This is a genomic window from Ignavibacteriales bacterium, assembly GCA_015709675.1.
Taxonomy (GTDB): Bacteria; Bacteroidota; Ignavibacteria; order Ignavibacteriales; family Ignavibacteriaceae; genus H2-BAC3.
The window spans coordinates 2,221,119-2,242,959 of the sequence record CP054182.1 but is presented as its reverse complement, the minus strand read 5'-3'; the positions used below and the strand labels follow the sequence as shown (position 1 = coordinate 2,242,959).

The window sequence follows — 21,841 nt, the reverse complement described above, 5'->3', positions numbered from 1 at the left end:
ATTATTATATATCACCAGTTTCGTTTTTGTTCCCGGCAAATCAATGCATTCCGGTTAAAAAATAGGGCGCCCAGTAAAATGGGTGCACCCAGTCTATATTTTCATCACTGTTAAGCACCTCCAGCTGTGCCTGCCGGAGCGCTTCATGCACCGGCTGGCCGCTCCTGAGCAGATTCTCATAAAACTTTTTCATGACCGAGGAGGTGGATTTATCATCCACGAACCAGAGGGTTGCTATAATTCTGGGCGCTCCAGCAAAAAGGAACGACCGTGTCAGGCCCACCAGATCGTCTCCGGCAGACTCCCTGTCTCTCACATAGCCTCCAACCTGCCCTGACTGACAAGCGCTCAGCACAACCAGACTGGCATTCAGATCAAGGTCAAAGATCTCATGCGCGGTTAGATATCCATCATCCTGCTGTGTCGCCGTAAATAAAACCTTGGATTCAAGTGCATTTGCGTCAAACTCGCCGTGGGTGGCAAAATGAACAACATTAAATTTACTGATATTTTCCTTTACAAAAGTTTCCGTTGCTTCCTGCTGAACCAGGAGTGTCTTTTCAGCAAATTCATCAGAGATGGTTTTTGCCTCCTCTTCAGCTCCCGGCAGCTTTGCCCAAGTCGGGGAGGGATATACCGGATTACCGATTATAAGAGCATTCGAAAAATTATCAGACTGTTTTTTTACGATAAACTCCAGCACACTTGCCGAGGGGAGAAAAACCAGAGATTTTTCCTCAAGCCAGAATTTTGGACGCACCAGATGCTTGGTTTTACTGAAATCAAGATTCTGGGGTGCCGTTATTAAGGCTCCGAACGGTAAATGATGCAGAATACCATGAGGCACAATATACACTTTCCCCGCATCTTTAAGTATATCAGCAAATTCTTTTCCTATCAGCAAGCCGTGAAGGTTAAGGAGGCGCCATTGCCAGTCATCGCTTGTTACCGTGTTTTTCCACTCTTCCTGCCAGATACCAACCCAGTTGCGGTTACCTTTTTCCCTCTCCCTGTCCATAACCGTTCTTTTAAATTTTCCGGCATCAGTATTAAACTGTACGAATGATTCACGGAGCGAATGAATGGTATCCTCAATTGCATAGCTCCCGAAATTCAGTTCTCTCACCCTGAGATCATTTTTGGTTATGAGCATCACAACGGAAAAGTTCTTTCCGGTAAAGTATTCAAGCATCATGGCAGTCTCCGGGAGAAGTTCCCGTATCCGCTGCAGGGATGCCGGAGCCACCTGTTTGAGTGAAGCAAATTCCGGTTCTTTTTCAGCGAGCAGTCTGATCACGTTATCATACTGCGATGAATAGCTTTTCAGTGCATCAGAACTGTCCGGATCATCCTGTACCTTTGATATAAGATTCGAAAGTTCTTTTTCTTTTTTAATCAGGTCTTTTACTTCGTCTGAATACTGCTTCGAGGAAGAAAAATCCTTGGTATATAAAAGGTCAAGCAGGGAGCGCGCCTTTGCCCGTTCAATTGTGGAAAAGAGCTCCTCCTTTTCACCAAGCCGGAGCTGCGCTTTCATCAGGTTTTCGTAATAGTAAATCTTATCGTCAAAAAATGTTGATCTTGCGGCATCTTTTCCGATATTCCCTCTGACCGCCTCAATACCCTGGAGGCAGTAATTCAGCGAATCCTTTGCGGATATATACAGGGAGCGTTTCTTAACAGGATCACTTTCTGCCTCGGCCTGATCAATCAGTATTTTGCCAATGTTCCCGGTAATGATGGATACCCACTGACTGTTTCCCTCTTTTCTGAACTGACTGACAGCAAGTGAATAGGCTTCCAAAGCAGCAGCATTATTATTCAGCAGTTCAAGTGAGCGGGCTTTATTTGCAAGATCAGACCCGTTATACCTTAATGCCAGCGCCTGATCAAAAAGTTCAATAGATTTTTCAATCTGCTGCTTTCCCTTTACCGTTTCCCTGCCAAGCACCACTGCAGCTTCATCTCTGTATGCTCTGCCAAGATTACCAAGGGTAAGGTATTCCCCCTCTTTGTTCCCCAGTTCCCTGTCAATGCTAAGTACTTTTTCCAAAGTGTAAATTGATTTATCATATTCAAACTGTGACTGATAAAGTATTGCCTGATTGTTAAGGATGTTTGCCTGTTCCACCTTAAATCTGAAGAGTGAGGTGTCGTTGCGGCTTTGGGCTTGCTGGATATAGGCATCCGCTCTTGATGATGCAATATCATAATACCGGTGTGCCTCATCCGGCAGATTATAGGCTGCATACACATTACCAAGGTATTTATTCCCCCTGACAAAATTCAGCTCATTCCCTTCCGCTTCGGCAAATCTGAGTGCCTGCTTCAGAGCAGTTTCAGCGGGCTGGTACTCACCCTTGCCGATGAATACCAATGCTTTCTCAATCTCCTCAGAACTCCCCCCCGGACCGGTTCCAGAAGCCCCTGAGCAGCCGGAAAAAAAGAGTACCAGTGGAAGAATTATTATCAGAATAAATTTGCTGATTAACGCTAATTTCATAGTATGAATGACAGGAATTATTTATTTTTGTTGGAAAAGATAAGAACCTGATGGTAAATTACTGAGTCAAAATGAAAAGGCGGATGTGATTTTATGCACAAGAAACGATACCATGGTTATTACCTGCCGTAAAACACATCTCAGGCAGGAGTTGGTCTGTATTTTGCAGACAGAAATTTGAAACGAGGGTTTCAAAGAAAAAAGAGAGTTTTTAATAGTTCAATAAGGAGACCAGAATGAAGAAGTTACTTACTGCAATCGTGCTGTTCGTGGGTTTAACCAGTGCCGGTATGGCTCAGGGTAATCCTCCGCTGACAGCATTCCAACTCGATGTTTTTGATCCGCTCCCGTCAATCAGTTTTGCGAACCTGGTTGTCTCGAACGGACTCAGTGCAACCCAGCCTGTTTTCCGGGTAATAATGAGCCCGGGCACAATGGTAAAACTCTCCGGAGAAATGTACTGGACCGATATCAATTCCACTACTCCGGTGAAGCTTGCAGATTTTCGCACCAGGGAATTTTCATCCCGGACGATTTTAAGCAATCAATTCGGAAGCGGTGATATCAGGATTGAAGATGATTACATCAATCAGGATGCTATCGATCAGAACCTTAATAAGGGCAGACCAATCGGTACCTATTCACTTACGTTATGGGTACTCGACCCCGTAACAAATGCCCCGCTCAGTTTACCGGGAATCACCAATCCTCAGCAGCGTTCACTCACCTTTTATAACCCGTCCCAGACTATCACCATTACTGCACCAATGCAGGGCTCGGTTGAGCAGCCAACAGACGTGATTGTTTCCTGGACTCAGGTTACCGGTGCAGCATCTTATATCATTAAGGTAAACAATCGTAAAGTTGCCGGACAAACTGATGAAGAAATTCTGAACAGTGAAAATCCTATCGTGAATAATCGTGATGTCGGAAACAGAACCACGGTCAATATCCGTTCAATTATTGAGCGTGAGTGGGCAGCAGGGGATGAAATTGTGGTACGTGTTTCAGCATTTGTCCCGGGTCCGAGCGGCGGATTTAATCTGGAAAGTAATCTGGTCCGTTTTAGTCTTGCTCCTGCAAATAACCTCCAGGTTCAGCAGCAGAACAGTGCACTTACGCAGATTATCAGTTTTCTCCCCCCTAATATTGTCGCACAGTTTAATAATCTGCTTCAGGGTCAGAATATTTCCATTAGCGGTTTCAGAAATGCCGATGGCACTCTTATGACTCAGGCAGAAGTTACCGCAATTCTCCAGTATCTGCAGGCCAATCCGCAGAATGTACTGAATATGCAGATTAACACTAATCCGGGCAACAACTAAGAGGAGATGAGAAAATGAAAAAAATGTCAATAATCTTTTTTACCATTCTTTTTAGTGTAACCGTATTTGCCGGCGGCGGAGAAACACCACCGGCTGACTCCCCTGTCGCAATCATGATGAAAGTTGTGAAGGATGTTACCCTGAAAAAAGCTGAAGCTGACTGGTCATCAGTGAAAATCGGCGCTGCTTTGAGCACCAACGATGAAATTAAAACCGGCAGCCAGTCTCTTGCTCTTATAAAATTCACGGACAATTCCATTTTACGGGTCCGTGAAAACTCTACCCTGAAGATTTACGCTGACAAAGCCAACAAAGAAATCTCAAAAAACACCTATGTTGATAAAGGTAAAGTTGGTTTTGAGGTGAAAAGACAGGGCAATGAGGAGTTCAAGTTCACAACCCCGACCATGGTGGCGTCTATCCGCGGAACTGACGGCGTTCTTGACGTTGACAATGACGGAAACACCACATTCGGTCTGAGCTCCGGTTCAGCAAACATTGAAGCCACCCAGGGCAACAAGGGCCAGGGTACGGTAACAAGCGGATTTTTTGTGACAGTTGGTAACGACGGAAATGTCAATATTCAGCCGGTTGCAAACAATCCGAATGTTCAGAACATGCTGAACAACAATAACAATAATGTTCCGCAGACCAAGAAACTAATAATTAAAACAAATATCGGTGATATAATCATCGAGTATGTCGGCGGTAATTAAAATAGAAAATTCAGCAACCCTTAGTGAGAGCTAAGGGTTGTTGTTTTTAAATTATTCGTAAATTGCTCTCTTTAATTACTGAGAATTAACGTTATTAATCTTTACTACCCAATCCGGAGAACTTTTATGTCTCTTTATACCAGTTTAACCAGATTTTCTCTAATAGTATTTCTTCTGACTTTTACCGGTTCGTCATTGGCACAGCTGAGTCCTTACATTTCTGAGGTAAGAACCGGAGCTGCCGTTGAGGGCGATGTTCTGCGTTTTGAAGTAGAGCTCATCAAAGCGGATAACGTCAGAGGAGTATTCCTTTTTTACAAGCCTTTTGGTGAGATTCAGTTCACCGAAGCCGAGATGGATCTACGCGGCAACCTGGCTGAGTTCACACTTTCCGGAGATGATGTCCGGGTGCCATATCTTGAATACTATATCGGTATCAATTTATCTGACGGAAGCAGTGCTTATTATCCGGTTCAGGTGAACGTTTCAGAACCCCCGCTCCAGATTGCGGTTTCAGCCCGCTCAGCTAAAGATGCTGAGGTAATTATACTTGCTCCTGAGAAAAATACTTCTGTACCCCGTTCAGAATTCTTTGTCTCGATTTCTCTTCTCAGAGCTTCAGACAATGTTGACCGCGCTAAAACGAAAATTTATATCGGTTCCAAGGATGTAACATCTCTCGCCCTTTTTGCAGATGACTTGATCATGCTGACGGGTGACAATCCTGATCTTGATATGGATGAGGGTACAACCACAATCCGTGTTGAAATCTATGATAAAAGCGGAAATCTCTATCATACTGTCAGCTCCGATTATCAGCTTATCTCCGAACAACTTGCTGAAGAGAGACGCGACAGCTATGAGTTCCGGGGAGATGTAACAGCAGAATCACGCTCGGAAGATGTGCAGGGCAGATCAACCTGGTATAATAACCTCAGAGTCAACTACGAATCCAAATACAAGATGTTTGAGCTTAATGCGAATGCTTATCTCACCTCTGAAGAGGAATCAAATAAGCAGCCTTACAACAGATATCTTGTTGAACTGCGCGGCGGCGACTGGGTTAAGATGTCTTATGGTGATGCAACCCCCCGCTTCCCTTCATTAGTACTGACAGGTAAAAGAGTTAGGGGATTTAACGGTTCGCTCAATTTTGGTTTCTTTAACATCCAGGCAGCGTTTGGTGAAATTAACCGCGGTATTCAGGGAAAAATAGATACCCTGTTTACTGCAGCCAATTCCCCTTTCGGCCGTTCAGATATTGTTCAGCTTGATTCAGCAAAGTACCCTACTGAGTTTAATGCCGGGTACCGTAATGCTAGCGTCACCTTTGGCTCAAATGAACGTACCATACTTGCAGTAAGGCCATCATTCGGAAGCGGTGAAAATTTTCAGTGGGGCTTAACTTATCTTCATTCAAAAGATCAGTTTGAGGATATTGCATTCGGAGGAATTCCGCAGGAAAACGTAGTTGCCGGTACAGATATGACCATTGCGTTTGATGATCAGAAATTTCTTTTTAACGCTCAGGCAGCCATCAGTGTACAGAACACCGATATCACCAACGGCGAGCTGACTGACAGTGAAATTGACACACTTTTTGGCGCGGGCAAAACTTTTACCCAGGATCCGAAAACCATTAAGGATCTGAAAAAATATATTGGAAGCATCATTACGTTTAACCAGTATATCGAACCTCTTAACTACGAGGAAATACCTACCCTGGCAGCTGAGGCAACGCTCTCCCTGAACTATTTTAACAACTACTTCAGAGGACAGTACATTTACCGCGGCAACGACTTCCAGTCCTTCGGTAATACTTTTATCAGAACGGACGTAGCCGGTATCAACATCAATGACCGTCTTCGCCTGATGGATAATACCTTGTTTATTGCTGCCGGATTTGAAAGTCTCTCTGACAACCTTCAGGGTACTAAATTCGCGACCACTACTTTTAACACGATTAATACATCAGTCTCTTATTTCCCAAGATTTGACTTCCCCAGCATTCTCGTATCATATACGCAGAATGAAAACACGAACGATGCAAAAGACTCAACTATCATCATCAATGATATAACCAACAGAGTCGGTACACAGATTTCATATGACTTCCACTGGAAATACCGTACACAGATGTCATTAGGTTATAATTTCTCTGTTCGTGATGACAAGTCAATCTCAAACTTCGACGTTGACAACAGCTCGCTTAATCTCTCATCGAATACTAACTGGTCTCCTGCGATCGTTTCGAACGTCAATATTTCTTATAATAGCACAAAGATACAGGCTTCGGAACTCAGCTACGTTACCCTGACTCTCGGAGGACGTTACTATATGCTCGATAATAAGCTCTTGATTAACGGATCCATCAATCCGAGCTTCGGAGACTTTGAGCGTACAGCGCTTGACCTTTTCGGAACCTATTATTTCACCAGTTATCTTTATGCTCAGGCACAGATCAGATATATTGTGAATTCATCACAAAACAGCATATCCGTACCAAATGATTTCATTTCCGGTATTATGCTGAGATATAATCTTTACTAAGCTCTATGGGTAAAAAAAAAGATAAAGGCGATTTCCTAACTAGATTCATTATTAGTCTTGGGTTAGCAGTACTTGTAGTACTGCTGACCCAGGTCAGTTTTCTCAAATTAGATCCCCTCACCAAACTCGAACAAAAACACATTGATGAACGCTTTCTTAAAAGAGGCGTTATTCCGATTAAAGATTCCTCCGATGTCATCATCCTTGAAATAACTCAGAATACCTACAACAATATTGCTGAAGCATGGCCCTGGCCCCGCAGCACATTTGCCAAGGTAATAAGAAACCTGAATGAGGCAGGAGCTAAAGCGGTCGGTATAGATATTGTGATGTCGAGTCCGGATAAATATGATCCGATGAATGACTCGGCAATGTTTAATGTTATCCGGGAATACGGAAACATTGTAGTTGCCGGCAAGGTGATGAATGTTGAGGGCGATGAATATACTCTTACCAGTCAGAATGAGAATTTTGAAAGTGTTTATTTTGAAGCTGATTCTTCCATTGGAATTGTACAGGTGGTCAGCGACAATGACGGAGTGGTAAGACGGTATCTCCCCTTTATGTATTCCTCCACAACAGAGCGACTGGTTCCGACATTTAGTTTTGCTTTGCTTAATAAATACACAGGTAAGACGAATTTCCACCTGGCTGAAAACACTGATGGACATTTTATTCACTCGGATATTGAGATCCCAAAGTATGATAATGTTTCCATGCTGCTCAATTTCTACGGCCCCAGCAGAAGTTTTCAGTATTTCGATTTCATAAACGTTCTGGATGATCAGGAGTTCATGACTCGTGATGAGATTGAGTTTGAGATTCCGATTAATATGTGGGATGATGAAACCATAAACGAGACAACCGGTATGCCGATGGGTTTAAAATACAGCGGTATATTCAAGGATAAAATAGTTCTCATTGGTTCAACCATGCCGGAGGATAAGGATATACTCCCCATCTCGTTTGCACGCGGCGAAAAAGAAGGAGACAACCTGATTTACGGAGTTGAAATCCACGCCAATGCACTGCAGAATATTCTCAACCAGGATTTCATTGTAAAGCAGCCAATCTGGCTTGAAGTTCTGATAACCCTTATTCTCGGAATCGGCGTCTTCTTTCTCTCCTACCTCCTCAAAGAACTTAAGTTTGCAAGCGGTCTGCTTGTTGAGGGGCTTAACCTGATTATTGTCGCAGCTATTTTCTTCGGACTTCGTGAAATTTCGTTCTACCTTTTTGCTGAATTTAACTTCCTCTTTACCCTCTACACAAGTTTCCTTGCGGTAGGTTTGGGTTATATAGGAAGCACTGCTTATAAGTTCATCTCAGAGAGGAAGCAGAAGGGTATGATTAAAGGAATGTTCAGCCAGTATGTAAGCGGAGCGGTGGTTGATGATCTTATTTCTGACCCGGATAAACTGCAGCTTGGCGGCGAGCGGAGAGAACTTTCAGTATTTTTCAGCGATATAGCCGGATTCTCTACCTTTTCAGAAAACAAAGAGCCGGAAGAACTGGTCCGGTTTCTTAATGAGTATCTGAGCGCAATGACACAGATTGTGTTTGATAATAAAGGTACCCTTGATAAGTACATCGGCGATGCAGTCATGGCATTCTGGGGCGCACCAACACCAACTAAGGATCATGCATATCTTGCTGTTAAAAGCGCACTGGATATGCAGGTGAAAATTGCAGAAATGGTGGAGCGCTGGCGTCAGGAAGGTCAGCCGCTGATTCACGCAAGAATGGGAATCAACACCGGTGATATGGTTGTTGGTAACGTCGGCGGTGTCCAGCGGTTTGATTATACCGTTATGGGAGATAACGTTAACCTGGCTTCACGCCTTGAAGGTGCAAATAAGGAATATGGGTCAAGCATCATGATCGCTGACTCTACATATGAACAGGTAAAAGACCGCTTCCATACAAGAGAACTTGATTTCCTGACGGTAAAAGGAAAATCAGTACCAATTAAAGTTTATGAAGTTTTTGATTTTGTTGAAAATGTACTCCCTGAAAGGAAAGTAAAATGCATTGAGGCTTATAATAAGGGATTACATGAATACAAATCCATGAATTTCGAGAAGGCAATCAGTTTCTTTGAAGAAGCGCTGACGCACGATCCGGACGATTATACTTCGTCCATGTATATTAAACGCTGCAAGTCACTGATTCAGGATCCGCCCCCGGCTGACTGGGACGGTGTATATCACCTTAAAACAAAATAATTACCATAAAAAAAACCCGCTCAGTGAGCGGGTTTTTTATTACCAGTATTTAGGATTATCGTTTGCGTGGTGTTCTTTCACGGTCATCTTTCCGTTCGGAAGAATTGTCACGGCGTTTGCTTTCCTGCTTTTCCCTGTTACGTTCAGAGGAATTATCGCGGTTTACCGTTTCTCTCTTCTCCTCAGATTTACGCTCATTAACCGTATTTCTGTCCCGGTTTACCGTATTGTTCTTGCGTTCAGATTCGGTTCTTACTTCACTCTTCTGATTTGTCTCTTCTTTCCTTTCTCCCAGGAGTAAGTCAAAAAGATTAACTTCCGAATCATTCCGGTTTTCGCGTACATCTTTCTTGTCGCGGACTTCCCGATTTTCCATACTTTCCTTAATTCTGCGTTCATTCCATTTCGGGCTGCTGTCGGTTTCCTTCATTCTGAAATCTGAGACATCACGCTTCTTTTCATCAGTCGTAACTCTTTCACGCACATCTTTGGTATTATCAATATCACGAATTAATTCACCATCGCGGCTTTCTCTTTTTTCGATATTGATATTTTTTACTTCACGTACTTCAGTTTCATCTCTGCTGATCGTTTTAACTCTGATAACTGATCTGTCTTTGGTTACCAGTTCATCAGCGTTGCGTGCATCACGTCCGGTTATGTGGATTCTGCTCTCATCATCAACTGATGCACCTCTTAAGCGGACAAAATCACGGTCTATTCCGTTATTGAGAATTCTGTCGCGGTCACGGGTTACCTCAGAGCGGAGCCGTGCATTATTAAAGTACCGTTCATTATCTCTTTCTCTGAAAATTTTGTCCTGTACTCTGTGAGAACCAAAATCACGGTAGCGGACAAAGTTGTATTCTCTGTATCTGTATTTGTCAAAATGATAACTATAGTTAAATCTGATGTTCACGGTAACCAAAGGTCTCATCGGAGCCCAGCCGATATAATCATCATCATAGCACCATTCAACCCAGGCAGGAGCCCATTCATAGTCTGGAACCCATACCCAGCCGTAATAGTAATCATACATCCAGCGGCCGTAATGATAAACTACATTTCCGAAAGGTTCGTAAGAATCCCAGTACCAGCCATAATTCGTCCAGATCCATCTGCCTGAAAAGTAAGGCTTAAATCCTCTGAATTTACGGGCAGGTTTCCAGACGATTAAATTATCATCCAGTTCAATCCATCTGCCGTAGGGAGACAGCTGCGTATAAAAAACATTGAAGGATACCGTAAAACGTCCTCTTCCTTCTGTTTCAAAAACTCCGCTAAAAAGCAGAATAACGAGTGCAAATACTATCTTTTTCATGGCCAAACTCCTTAAAGTTGTGTTTATTCCTTATAAGCCAAGAATTGTGCCATCCAAAAAGCCCTAAATCAGTTCAAAATCGGGTCAGAGAGTTTGCAGCTGTACAATAAATTATACATTCATAAAAAAAATTTGTGCAATCCCGACGAATAGCTGAATCTGATTCCCTTTGTATCTATCTAACCCTTACCAATTCACATAAACAACTACGTGGAAAAATGTTAGAAAAGATAAAAGAAGCAGGTATCTCATACCAAGATTTTATGAAACACATGGAGGAAACCGCAGCCGCTCCGGTTCCGGCAGATGCCGATGAAACACTCAGGGAGAAGCTCGGTTATTATCCTCTGAACTTAAGGAGAATGAAAAGAATTAATACTACCTTTAAGCCGGATGACGGGGCAGTCAGCGCTTTTGAATCGGTTAAAGGCCGCCAGACCTGGATGATTATCTCAGAAGGCTGGTGTGGCGATACGGCACAAAACGTACCGGCCATCATAAAACTTGCTGAACTTAACAAAAATATTGACGTAAAAATTATCCTGAGGGATACTTATCCTGAGATTATGGATAATTACCTCTCCAACGGAGCTAGAAGCATTCCGAAATTGGTAGCTTTTGATGAAGATGGAACCGAACTCTTCATGTGGGGTGCAAGGCCCGCCGCCATAGCTGAAATCATGAAAGGCCACATTGCAGCCGGTATGCCCAAACATCAGCGTGAAGAAATTCTGCATACCTGGTATGCTAAGGATGGCAGCAAATCCACATCTGCAGAAATTGTAAATCTCGTAAAGCAGACAACGGCCGAGGCTGTTACCCGGTAACCTGCTCACTCTGTTCAGCCGGGATATTGTCCTTAACATCTTTCAGCAAATACATACCTATGATGAAGAAGACTCCCACTGACAGAATGGATAATTTCTGATTGTGAGTAATCACTGAAATAATACCGAAGACAAGAGGACCGATAATTGCGGAACTCTTCCCAAAAAGTGAGTAAAACCCGAAGAACTCGGTTCTTTTGTCCACCGGTGTTAGTTTTGACATCAGGGAGCGGCTGGTTGACTGGCTTGCTCCCATAGCCGTACCTGCCAGCAACCCTACAACATAAAATCCCTCTTTCGTTTCAGTAAATAACGCAAGGGCGATAGTTACCAGCCAGACATAGAGACTGATATAAATGGTCTTCTTTTGCCCCAGAGAATCGGCTGCGATTCCGAGCAGCACTGAACCGATTATGGCTGTAGTCTGCACGGTTGCAAAAAACGCTATGAGTTCCAGTTCGGTAAATTTCAGTGTGGTGCTCGCATAGTTTCCTGCAAAGAAAATAATAGTATTTACCCCTTCGATATAAAAGAAGTACGCAAGCAGAAACCGGGAAAGATTTTTATAGTTTTTCAGATGGCTGATGGTATAGGATACACGGTTCCATCCGGTCTTTATATAACTCTGCGGTTTTAACATTGGCCTTCTGTTATCCTGCAGAAAGATAAAGAGCGGAGTTGCAAAAATGGCAAAAAACATAGCGGAGATAAGAAAACTTTCCCTGATAAGATTCTTTTCTATGAACGGAAAAAGTATGATCAGCGTGGTAAGTGAACCCACATATCCCATCGCGAAGCCATATCCGCTTACTCTGCCATAGTTTTTTGGAGTGGTGATCTCAGGTAAAAACGAATCATAAAAAACAAGCCCTGCTTCAAAACCAATATTGGCTAAAACAAAGAAAAGAATTCCTAGAAATATATCCCCCTGCTCAACACCAAAGAGTGCTGCAGTAAATACCACACAAATAATAGTAAAAAAAAGCAGAAACCGTTTCTTACCGGCGGAATGATCAGAAATAGCACCCAGAATTGGTGAAAGTATAGCGGTAACAATCATCGCGGAGGATGTTGCTATGCTCCAGTAAAGGTCCCCTGCAGGTTCATTATTCGCTACAACTTTCTTAAAATAGACTGCATAAAGAAATGTAACAATCGTAATTGAATAGGAAGTATTGGCAAAATCAAAGAGAGTCCAAATAAATATTCTGAACCGCTCTGAACTCTTAACCATGACTTCCCTTGGCTGGTTTATCAATTTTCCCCAGACCGCTTTTGTTAAGTTTATCAGACTTCCTCAGATCTCCATGATACCGGTCAAGAATACCGTTCACGAATTTACCGCTTTCATCAGTACTGAACTCTTTGGCTATTTCAATACACTCATTGATGGTAACTTTCGGGGGTATTTCAGGAAACTCATTTATTTCCGCCATGCCCATTTTTATGATGATCAGATCAAGAATCGCGATACGTTCAATAACCCAGTTCTGAACATTTGTTTCAAGATCAAGATCATACCGCTTCCAGTTGATGATAACTTTATCAACCAGACTCCGGCCGAAATCACGGTCAGGCCCCTTCTTTACATCTTCAAAAACCGTGTTGAACAGATGATCAATCCCCTCAGATTTAAAATAATAAGCATACAGTACCTGTAATACTTTTTCCCTGATAATTCTTCGTTTGCTTTTTTGTCTGCCGATGGTAATCATATATATTCTATTTAAATGCCGTAAAGCCAGAAAATAAGTAATGCAACTGCCTCCCTGGAAGAGAGGTACAGTTTCTGTGTAATGGAGAGGTTTTCTTCGGTTTCCTGAAGATTAACTCTGAGGTTATAAAAGGATGCAATCTGATGAATTCTTGGAAGATGAAATCCGTCAGAAATGATAATAATCTGATTATCAGGGGTCTGATCAGGCATTACCTGGTCAATATATCTGATTTGCTCAACAGTTGAGGTTGTTTCCTTCTCAAACCGTATTACTTCTTTGGATATACCCTTTTTTATAAGGTAACTCTGCCCTGCCTCCGCCTCACTGATTTTGCCAGGGGTATTTGAACCTGTCAGGAAAATATCCGATATAACTCCCTCTTGAAGCAGTTGTCGTGCTGCATCAAGCCGCCGCAAATGGGCTGAGCCTGGAGTGTTATCTTTTTTTACCGCTGCACCAAGAACAACTCCAGTTTTATACACGTTGCCTTTGTCATAGAGTGGCGGATTTGCTGTAAAACTATAAAAGAGGGCAAAACCGGTCAGTAAAAGAGCACCATAAAGAATATTTACGATCAGGCGAAGCGGAAACATTGCTTCAGTTCTAAAAACCTTCAGCCAGAGAAATGAAAGAATCCCGAGCAGAATTAAATACCGGAGCGTGAATAGAATGCCCGGTAATATATAAGAAAGCTGATAATCCCAATAAACAACCTCTCTAAGATCAAAAATACCGTAAACCATCAGTGCATAACCGGCAAGAAGTATTAGAATACCGGTAAAGGTGAGCAGAGGAATCCTGCGGTACTGAGTTATTTCTTTTGAAGAGGTGCGGAAGTTTAGAATTACCAGGAGAAGGATTATCAGTCCGTTTATAAAAATGCCAATCAGGGTACCGGCATACCAGAGCGGGAAATTATTCCATGGCAGACCATTCAGCAGATTCTTTATTATCAGAGCAATAAAGAAATCGGCCGCAAGCAAACTTACCGCAATAAAAAAGATCATGCCTGGAATAACTTTTCAAAAAACATATAAAGTACACAGCAAAGATAAAAAAAAAGGGGAAACCTTTAACGGTTTCCCCTTTGGGGCAATTACTCTGCCTTTTTAGCAAATACCCGTTTCAGGGTAAATCTAAGGGTATCCCTCACCTCTTCAATGGTCAGATAAATTACCGGGACCAGTACCAGAGTCAGGAATGTCGCAAAACCAAGACCGAAAATCACGGCAATACCCATGGATTTCCAGAAGTCTGCACTTTCACTTCCGAAAGAGAAGGTGAAAGAATAAATATCAAACCCGATTCCGAATGAAAGAGGAATCAGGCCAAGGATGGTAGTTATCGCCGTTAGCGTTACCGGCCTGAAACGGGTCAGTCCAGCCAAAACGACAGCCTCTTCCCGGCTTTTTCCTCTTTTCCTCAGCTGATTGGTAAAATCAATCAGCACGATATTATTATTCACCACAACCCCCGCCAGACTTATGACGCCTATACCGGTCATGATGATACCAAATGGCATCTGGAAGGTAATCAGTCCGAGGAAGACCCCCACCAGTGAAATAATCACAGCCGACATGATTATAAGCGGCTGGTTAAGGGAGTCAAACTGAATCACCAGGATAAGGAAGATCATCAGAATAGCTATCAGAAATGCTTTGCCAAGGAATGCCGCAGCCTCTTCCTGCTCTTTGCTCTGTCCGGTAAATTCCATCGTGTAACCCTGAGGAAGCTGGTAACCATTCAGACGGTCTTTAACTCTCTGCAGAACATCATTCGGATTCTCCCCTTCAAGCGCTTCACCGGTTATTGTAACCACGCGGTCAAGGTCTTTTCTCCTGATTGCTCCCGGACCTTTATCCGTTGTAATTGTCGCCACACTGATTAACGGAACGCTTAATGTTTTTCCCTGATCATTATTGTAAATAATTTTCAGATTCTTTAGTGCATCAACCGATTCCCTTTGGTCCTTTCTCAGGCGGACGGTGATATCATACTCGTCCTCCTTAACGCGGTATTTGGAAGGCGTGGTACCATTAATTGCAGTACGGATAAAATTAGCAATAAGAGTGGTATTCAGCCCGTAAAGAGCTGCTTTTTCACGGTCAACCTCAATACGCAGTTCAGGTTTCCCGGCATCAAAGTTATCCTTCAGATCAACCAGTCCGGGAACATCTTTTATATATTCAATAACGCCCTCTGCAAGCTGTCCGAGACGTGTAAAATCATCACCGCTGATTTCAATATTCACCGGCTTTCCGACCGGAGGTCCGTTTTCCTGCTGAACAATAGAGATTTCAGCACCTGGAATGTCTGAAACCATCTCCCTGATCATTTCAGATATTTCAATAGAACTGGTATCACGATCGGCATAGTCAGCAAACTGGACGGTCGTTGTGGATTTATTAGGGGTTGAACTCCCCGCGTCAAAAGGATTAGTTGAAGATCCAACAACAACTGATATATCATCAACATCGCTGAAATCTCTCCCTAACAGGCGCTCTTCAACTTCTTTTGTAATAATGTTAGTCTCCTCGATATTAGTACCGGAAGGAGTCTCAACATTCACATAGATTCTCTGCGGCTGGGTAGTCGGGAAAAACTCTACTCCCAGATTCATTGCTCCGTAAAGCTGGGTAAAGAACACCAGAGTAAGAAGCGAAGCAAACACAAAGCGCAGCTTTGTATTGGTAAATATCCAGACAGTGAAACCAATAGCAAGTGCTGTAACAATAAGCTCAACCCAGATTGGAGCAAACGCTGCCAGAACGCCTTCCAGAACAAATATCAGAAAAAAGGAAAGAACACCGTACCAGTTGCGTTTATTGATTTTCCTGTGGATATCTCTGGGTGAACCAACGGCGTACCGGAGAGTTCTTTCATACAAACCGATCGTCTTGGGAAGAAGTGTATTCTGAAAAAATACCGTTGACTTGTGGAAAGGCATCAGAATCTTGCCAAATAATCCCTTTGGAGCTTTTTGTTCTTCCAGTTTCATAAACTGAGCCGCAATAACCGGATTGATTACCAGTGCAACAAACAATGAAGAAAGAAGCGTAATAATAAGTACAGAAGGGATATAGAACATAAAATCACCCACAATACCCGGCCAGAAAAGCAGAGGCATAAAAGCTGCAACGGTAGTGAAGGTAGAAGTAATAACCGGCCATGCTACTTCACCAGTGGCTTTTTTAGCAGCGGTTATCAGATCACTTCCCTCCTCAAGAAAGCGATAGATATTTTCTATGATAACTATCGCGTTATCCACAAGCATACCCAGCGCAAGTATGAGCGCAAAGAGCACAACAAAGTTGAGTGTCACACCCATCAGCTGCAGAACAAAAAATGAAATAAGCATGCTGAAAGGAATTGCAGCAGAAACGAATAATGCATTTCTGAAACCGAGGAAGAAGAACAACACACCGATTACCAGAACAAGACCTGAGAAAATATTATTCTCGAGATCTTTAACCTGCAGATCAATTTCTTCTGACTGGTCAGAAGTGATGCTGAACTTAACATCATCAGGAAGCAGTTCCCTTTTTTCAGCGAGTTTTTCTTTAATCTCATCGGCAATACGGATGATGTTTTCGCCCACACGCTTCGAAATAGAAATTGAAACAGCATCATTACTGTTCAGACGGGCATACGTCGTTCTTTCCTTAAACGAATAGGTTACCTCAGCAACATCACGGAGATATATCGGCATACCATCTTTTACCTTAACGATAAGGTTTTCAATAATATACGGTTTGCTGAATTCTCCTGGTATTCTTACAAGAAAACTTGTCTGGTTTACATCAATGGAGCCGCCGGGGATTGTTTTGTTTTCGTCCGCAATAGCACGGTTGATATCGTCAAAACGAATATTATAGTGCTGAAGTTTCTGCACATCAACATCCACTTTAACCTCCCTCTCCATACCACCGCTCACCTTAACTTCAAGAACTCCGTCAACCTTTTCGAATTCATCTTTCAGATCTTCGGCAATATCTTTCAGCTTCACCAGTCCGATCGGTCCTGATATATCTATCACCAGAATCGGGAACTCTGAGAAGTTTATTTCTACTACTTCAGGTTCTTCTGCGTCAGGCGGAAGTTTAGGTCTTGCCTTATCAACCTTTTCCCTTACTTTACGCAGAGCCTCGTCAATATCATAACCGCTCTGAAATTCAACTCTGACCAGAGAATATCCTTCAAATGAAGAGGATTCAATGGATTTTACCTCACCAATTGCGTTGATTTCCTTTTCAATCGGCTGTGTAATAAGGGTTTCAATATCCTCGGGTGATACACCCGGGTAGGGCGTTGAGACAATAACCAGCGGGATAGAGATATCGGGCGCTGATTCTCTTGGCAGTCCGACATAAGCGGTAATACCAAGGATAATAATGATGATTGACAAGATCGCAACGCTCGTCTTATTGTCAATTGCAATATCAGTTAATTTCATAAAAGTATTTTCCGCTTAATCAGTTCATTACTTTTACTTTTTCACCCGGCACAATGCTCTGATATCCGACAATGATCACATTATCTGTATCAGTCAGTCCGCTTTTGATGGCAGCTTTGTTGTCAAAGCGGCCCAGCAGTTCAACAACTCTCTGTTCAGCTCTTCCATTATTTTCAACAAAAGCAACGTAGCCTGCATCAGTTTTCAGCAGAATATTTTCAGGAACAGTAATGGTTTTAACAAATGTACCCTGCTCTATGAATACTTCAGCGTTTAATTCCGGTTTAATGAGATTACCCTGATTGGAAAGTTCAATTTCCACATTAAACGTTCTGTTTGCCGTATTTATCGTGCGGCCTACAAAGCTGACACGCGAAGTATATTCCTTGTTGTCAAGATCCTTAAAGCGGACCTTAACTCGGTCGCCCTGTTTAATTCTGTTAACGTAGTTTTCAGGCACTCCGACAGAAATTTTGACTTCAGAGGAATTAACAAGTACAACAAGCGTCTGTCCAGGAGCAACAACTTCGCCGATTTCACTGAATTTATTTTCGATAAATCCAGAAAACGGAGCACGTACATAGGTTTTTTCAAAACGCGCTTTAATCAGTTCATATTGCGCCCTAGCAGCATCACGCTGATATTTTGCCTGTAAGTATGAAAGTTCACTGCTTGCATTTTCCTTATAAACTTTTTCAAGTTTCACAAAATTCACCTCAGCGAGATCATACTGTGCTTTTGCTGCATCCATATTACTCTTCAGGAGCATATTGTCAATTTCGGCAATAATATCACCCTGCTGAACAAAGTCTCCTTTTGTTTTGCTGAAGCGGACGATCTTGCCCCCTTCTTCGGCGGATATATTAGCTGTTTTTGACGCTTTCACTACGCCAAGTACTGTAATATTATCAACGTAATCCTGATAAGCGAACCGCGCGGTTTTAACCAGAGCGAATTTCTCGTTTGACTTTGCCTCATCCGGATTGGCTTTTGAGTCTCCGCATCCTGTAACAAGGAGAGCTGATACTGCTATAAAAGCAAGCAGATATAATTTAAATGACTGTTTCATTAGTATTTCCTGTTTTAAACTTAATCTTTGGCTATGAGTTGTTCTAATTTTGCGTTAGAGATGTAATAATCATACAAAGCGGTGAGGTAATTAACCTTTGAACGGGTCAGGGAGACCATTGCATCCAGAACTTCAAGCTGTGTGCTTAACCCGCTGCTGAATCTCTTCTGAGCGATGGAATATGCCAGGTCCGCCTGATTGATTGTAGCGCTATAGGCGCTGATTCTCTGTTTATCTTTTTCAATGGTACCAAGAAGATCGAGAAGCTGATTACCCAGCTGCTTCTTGGTTTTTTCATAGGTTTCAATTGCCATCTGATGATCAAGCTTTGCCTGCTCAACAACAGCAGAAGTCTGAAATCCTTTGAAGATAGGGACACGAAGATTTATTCCAATAAAAGAAGATGCATTATATCTCCAGTCAGCAAATGCCCTTCCGTTATTTTCCTGTGCTTCAGTCTGCCATCCACCTGTTGCTGTAAGAGTCGGGAAGTGCTGAGCAAACCGGGCAGTTACCACATCATCCTTCATACGGGTATCAAGTTCCAGACCGTTCAGATATGGATTCATTTTGATTACTCTTTCAAAATATCCGTCAAACTCTTCAAGTTTCTGATCTGAGAAAACCAATGAATCCCTGATGCTGATTGCTTCCTCAAATGGAATTCCTGTGAGAAGCTTAATAAAATTCTCACTCATGCTTAATGCATGCTCGGCTGCCTGCAGTTCCGGAATCATGTTCTGAACCTGCACGCCTGCTCTTACGAGATCATATTCAGATATCATTCCCGCGCGGTAAAGTGACTGAGTATTCTTCAGATTGTCTTCAGCGAGTGTGAGATTCTGTTTGGTAAGATTCACAACCTCTTTGGCAAGCAGGTGTGAATAATATGCTTCCTTAACTTTTACCTTCAGTTCATTCTTGGCTGATAGATAAAATTTACCGGCGATTTCAGAATATGACTTTGCAATCCGGATTGCGATAAATGCCGCTCCGGAAAATAACGTCTGCTCCACATTCACGCTGGCGGTCATCGTGTGGTCAGTGCCAACAGGAAATGTTCCGCTGAAGAATGGTGTCTCAATATTAAAGACTCCCCTTTTCAGAGCTTTCCTGTAGTTAACCGAACCGCTGATATCCGGGTAAAGAGCGCTTCCCCAGGCCTCGTTCACCTTTTCATCCGCGATTTCTGAATTGATTTTGGATATACGAAGATCGTTATTGTTTTTCATGGCCAGTTCAATTGTCCTGGCCAGAGAAAGTTCCAGGGTATCCTTTGGTGAAAGTACCTGAGCGCTGACTGAAAAGATCATCAGTCCTGCAAAAATGATTGTTTTCAAGAGTGTGCTCCATTTGAATTGCTGTATATACCGCGAAGAAAAATCCTGAGTACCCGCAGCGGCTGCTCTTCCTGAGCCCCATACTGCACAGGGCAGTGAATCTGAGCTGAGAGCGCCGGATAGATAAAGTGATTAAAGTACATGGTTAATTCTTCGGGTTTGAAATCCTGAATTTTACCCTCATCAACTGCTTTGGCAAAAACAGTATTCAGCAGGGTAAACATTTTTTCCATAATTTCCCTCAGCCGGCTCCGGTCTATCTGGACAGTCTCACTGTCCATTCGTGCCAGTTCCTTGATCAGCAGTTTGAAACTGTCCTGACGGGAAAAACAGAATTTAAAAAGTGCTGTGGTGTAGTTTGAAAGGAATTGTTCCAGATCGTCCGCAGATTTTCCGGCAGCATCTTCCAGAAGTGCCAAATTTCCTTCCAGCATCTCTTCCACTATGGACTTATAAATCTCTTCCTTATTGGAGAAATAGTTATAAATCGTACCCTTGCCAAACTCCGCGCTCTCAGAAATCTCGTCAATCGTGGTTTTGGCAAATCCCTTCCGGGAAAAGTGAAACGCTGAAGCTGTCAGGATTTCATTTCTCCTGAAAATGCGTTCTTTTTCTTTTCTGCTTAAATGTTCATCCATAAAATAATGACTGATTAGTCAGTTACAAAACTAAGAATTCGTTAATAGAACAAAAAGTCAAAATATGGCTAATTGTTCATATTTAGGATAAACGGTTCAGTCAGCTGATAAGTTCCGTAAGCAGGGGAAAATATTAAGAAATTAGAATTGAAGAATAAGGTAAACGGAGGGGGTTATTGGAATAATTGAAAATTGCGTGATTTTGAAATCAGCTATTTCGCCAGACTAATCGGTGGTTTACCTGATCCCAGTGAATTTTCGCCCCCTAAAATAACTTCCCCTGCAATTTGTTTCAAATATCTCTCAAATTTTTCCTCCTGAATTGGCTGCATCAACCAATTGGCAGAAGCGAGCAAATTCACAGGAAATGAGCGGATTCTTTGAGAAAAATCAATCTCGTTAATAAGTGCCTTTGATTTTGCAATCTGAAATACTGCCTCCCAGGTAAACGAAAAATTATGAGACAACGAAACAAGGTCGAAGATATCCTTCGGTTCATCCCTGCCCAGAATTGCTGTAATTTTATTAGAAAGGATATTAAGAGGGGTATCAAGTAATCCAAATTGATACCTGACAGGAATACCCACTCGAGCAGAAACATCATTTACAAACTCGATTTTTAAGGAAATTTCCCCTTCAGTAATAAAAAACCTGCAAAAATCATTGGTAAAAACCGTCACCTCTGACTTCAAACTAAAACCGGAGTTCAGAGATTTTCTGATAAATTCAATATGCCTCTTAAATTCCGGATCTTCATTCGCAAAAAAATCAAGATATTCACTGAAACGGTGCTTCAGATAAAAGCGGCCTAATGCCGTGCCACCAGTCAAATAAAAAGGCAGATTCTGATCTTTCCATCAATTCAGAAATTTATCCTGGAGCAGGTAAATGCTCTTGTAATCTTTCTCTGACATATTCATATTGTCTTCGCAGTTCCGGTGTTCTTAGTCTTTGAATCACTTTCTGGGTGAGGAGTATGTTAATTTTTTCGAGCCCCAACAGGTTAATTATTGTGTACCAGGAATATGATTCCAGAAGTTTAATGAAGAGGGTTTCCTCGGTATAGTGCCCTGCCGTTTTTCTCTTTCCGGCAAACACATCTTCAATCGCTTCAGGAGGAATGTTATAATCCCACATTATTTGTTTGAATAACTGC

Annotated in this window: 16 protein-coding genes; 5 read left to right on the top strand and 11 right to left on the bottom strand. The window is 42.4% G+C overall.

The window, feature by feature from the left end; all coding sequences use genetic code 11:
- Window positions 1-40: 40 nt before the first annotated feature.
- Window positions 41-2,503 (bottom strand): CHAT domain-containing protein, encoded by a 2,463-nt coding sequence (locus tag HRU80_08350; GenBank protein ID QOJ28894.1) that lies wholly within the window; start codon window positions 2,501-2,503, stop codon window positions 41-43.
- 236 nt (window positions 2,504-2,739) lie between these two features.
- Here HRU80_08350 and HRU80_08345 point away from each other — a divergent pair, with 236 nt between their 5' ends.
- From HRU80_08345 to HRU80_08330, 4 genes are all read left to right on the top strand, one after another.
- On the top strand, window positions 2,740-3,828 hold the full coding sequence (locus HRU80_08345) for a hypothetical protein (GenBank protein QOJ28893.1): 1,089 nt from the start codon (window positions 2,740-2,742) through the stop codon (window positions 3,826-3,828).
- 14 nt (window positions 3,829-3,842) lie between these two features.
- On the top strand, window positions 3,843-4,544 hold the full coding sequence (locus tag HRU80_08340) for a FecR domain-containing protein (GenBank protein QOJ28892.1): 702 nt from the start codon (window positions 3,843-3,845) through the stop codon (window positions 4,542-4,544).
- 126 nt (window positions 4,545-4,670) lie between these two features.
- Window positions 4,671-7,094 carry a hypothetical protein gene (locus tag HRU80_08335; GenBank protein QOJ28891.1) on the top strand — a complete coding sequence of 808 codons (2,424 nt, stop codon included), beginning with the start codon at window positions 4,671-4,673 and terminating at the stop codon, window positions 7,092-7,094.
- A 5-nt stretch (window positions 7,095-7,099) separates the two neighbouring features.
- Window positions 7,100-9,319 carry a CHASE2 domain-containing protein gene (locus HRU80_08330; GenBank protein ID QOJ28890.1) on the top strand — a complete coding sequence of 740 codons (2,220 nt, stop codon included), beginning with the start codon at window positions 7,100-7,102 and terminating at the stop codon, window positions 9,317-9,319.
- A gap of 55 nt (window positions 9,320-9,374) precedes the next feature.
- Here the strand turns inward: HRU80_08330 and HRU80_08325 are convergent, their stop codons facing one another.
- On the bottom strand, window positions 9,375-10,640 hold the full coding sequence (locus tag HRU80_08325; GenBank protein QOJ28889.1) for a hypothetical protein: 1,266 nt from the start codon (window positions 10,638-10,640) through the stop codon (window positions 9,375-9,377).
- A 218-nt stretch (window positions 10,641-10,858) separates the two neighbouring features.
- On the opposite strand from HRU80_08325, the gene HRU80_08320 reads away from it, so the two are divergent.
- Window positions 10,859-11,467 carry a thioredoxin family protein gene (locus tag HRU80_08320; GenBank protein QOJ28888.1) on the top strand — a complete coding sequence of 203 codons (609 nt, stop codon included), beginning with the start codon at window positions 10,859-10,861 and terminating at the stop codon, window positions 11,465-11,467.
- Here the strand turns inward: HRU80_08320 and HRU80_08315 are convergent.
- From HRU80_08315 to HRU80_08275, 9 genes are all read right to left on the bottom strand, one after another.
- Window positions 11,457-12,701, bottom strand: a complete 1,245-nt coding sequence (locus HRU80_08315; protein ID QOJ28887.1) for an MFS transporter — start codon at window positions 12,699-12,701, stop codon at window positions 11,457-11,459. The genes HRU80_08320 and HRU80_08315 overlap by 11 nt on opposite strands.
- Window positions 12,694-13,182, bottom strand: coding sequence for a transcription antitermination factor NusB (gene nusB, locus HRU80_08310; protein QOJ28886.1), 489 nt, complete (start codon window positions 13,180-13,182; stop codon window positions 12,694-12,696). The genes HRU80_08315 and nusB overlap by 8 nt, the downstream gene beginning before the upstream one ends.
- Window positions 13,183-13,193: 11 nt before the next feature.
- Window positions 13,194-14,192, bottom strand: coding sequence for a YdcF family protein (locus HRU80_08305; GenBank protein ID QOJ28885.1), 999 nt, complete (start codon window positions 14,190-14,192; stop codon window positions 13,194-13,196).
- A gap of 89 nt (window positions 14,193-14,281) precedes the next feature.
- Window positions 14,282-17,638 (bottom strand): efflux RND transporter permease subunit, encoded by a 3,357-nt coding sequence (locus HRU80_08300; protein ID QOJ28884.1) that lies wholly within the window; start codon window positions 17,636-17,638, stop codon window positions 14,282-14,284.
- A 19-nt stretch (window positions 17,639-17,657) separates the two neighbouring features.
- On the bottom strand, window positions 17,658-18,707 hold the full coding sequence (locus HRU80_08295; protein ID QOJ28883.1) for an efflux RND transporter periplasmic adaptor subunit: 1,050 nt from the start codon (window positions 18,705-18,707) through the stop codon (window positions 17,658-17,660).
- A 20-nt stretch (window positions 18,708-18,727) separates the two neighbouring features.
- Window positions 18,728-20,047 (bottom strand): TolC family protein, encoded by a 1,320-nt coding sequence (locus HRU80_08290; protein QOJ28882.1) that lies wholly within the window; start codon window positions 20,045-20,047, stop codon window positions 18,728-18,730.
- Window positions 20,044-20,685, bottom strand: coding sequence for a TetR/AcrR family transcriptional regulator (locus tag HRU80_08285; protein ID QOJ28881.1), 642 nt, complete (start codon window positions 20,683-20,685; stop codon window positions 20,044-20,046). Before HRU80_08285 ends, HRU80_08290 begins: the two co-directional genes overlap by 4 nt.
- A gap of 212 nt (window positions 20,686-20,897) precedes the next feature.
- Window positions 20,898-21,515, bottom strand: a complete 618-nt coding sequence (locus HRU80_08280; protein ID QOJ28880.1) for a nucleotidyl transferase AbiEii/AbiGii toxin family protein — start codon at window positions 21,513-21,515, stop codon at window positions 20,898-20,900.
- A 40-nt stretch (window positions 21,516-21,555) separates the two neighbouring features.
- Window positions 21,556-21,822, bottom strand: coding sequence for a hypothetical protein (locus HRU80_08275; protein ID QOJ28879.1), 267 nt, complete (start codon window positions 21,820-21,822; stop codon window positions 21,556-21,558).
- Window positions 21,823-21,841 lie beyond the last annotated feature (19 nt).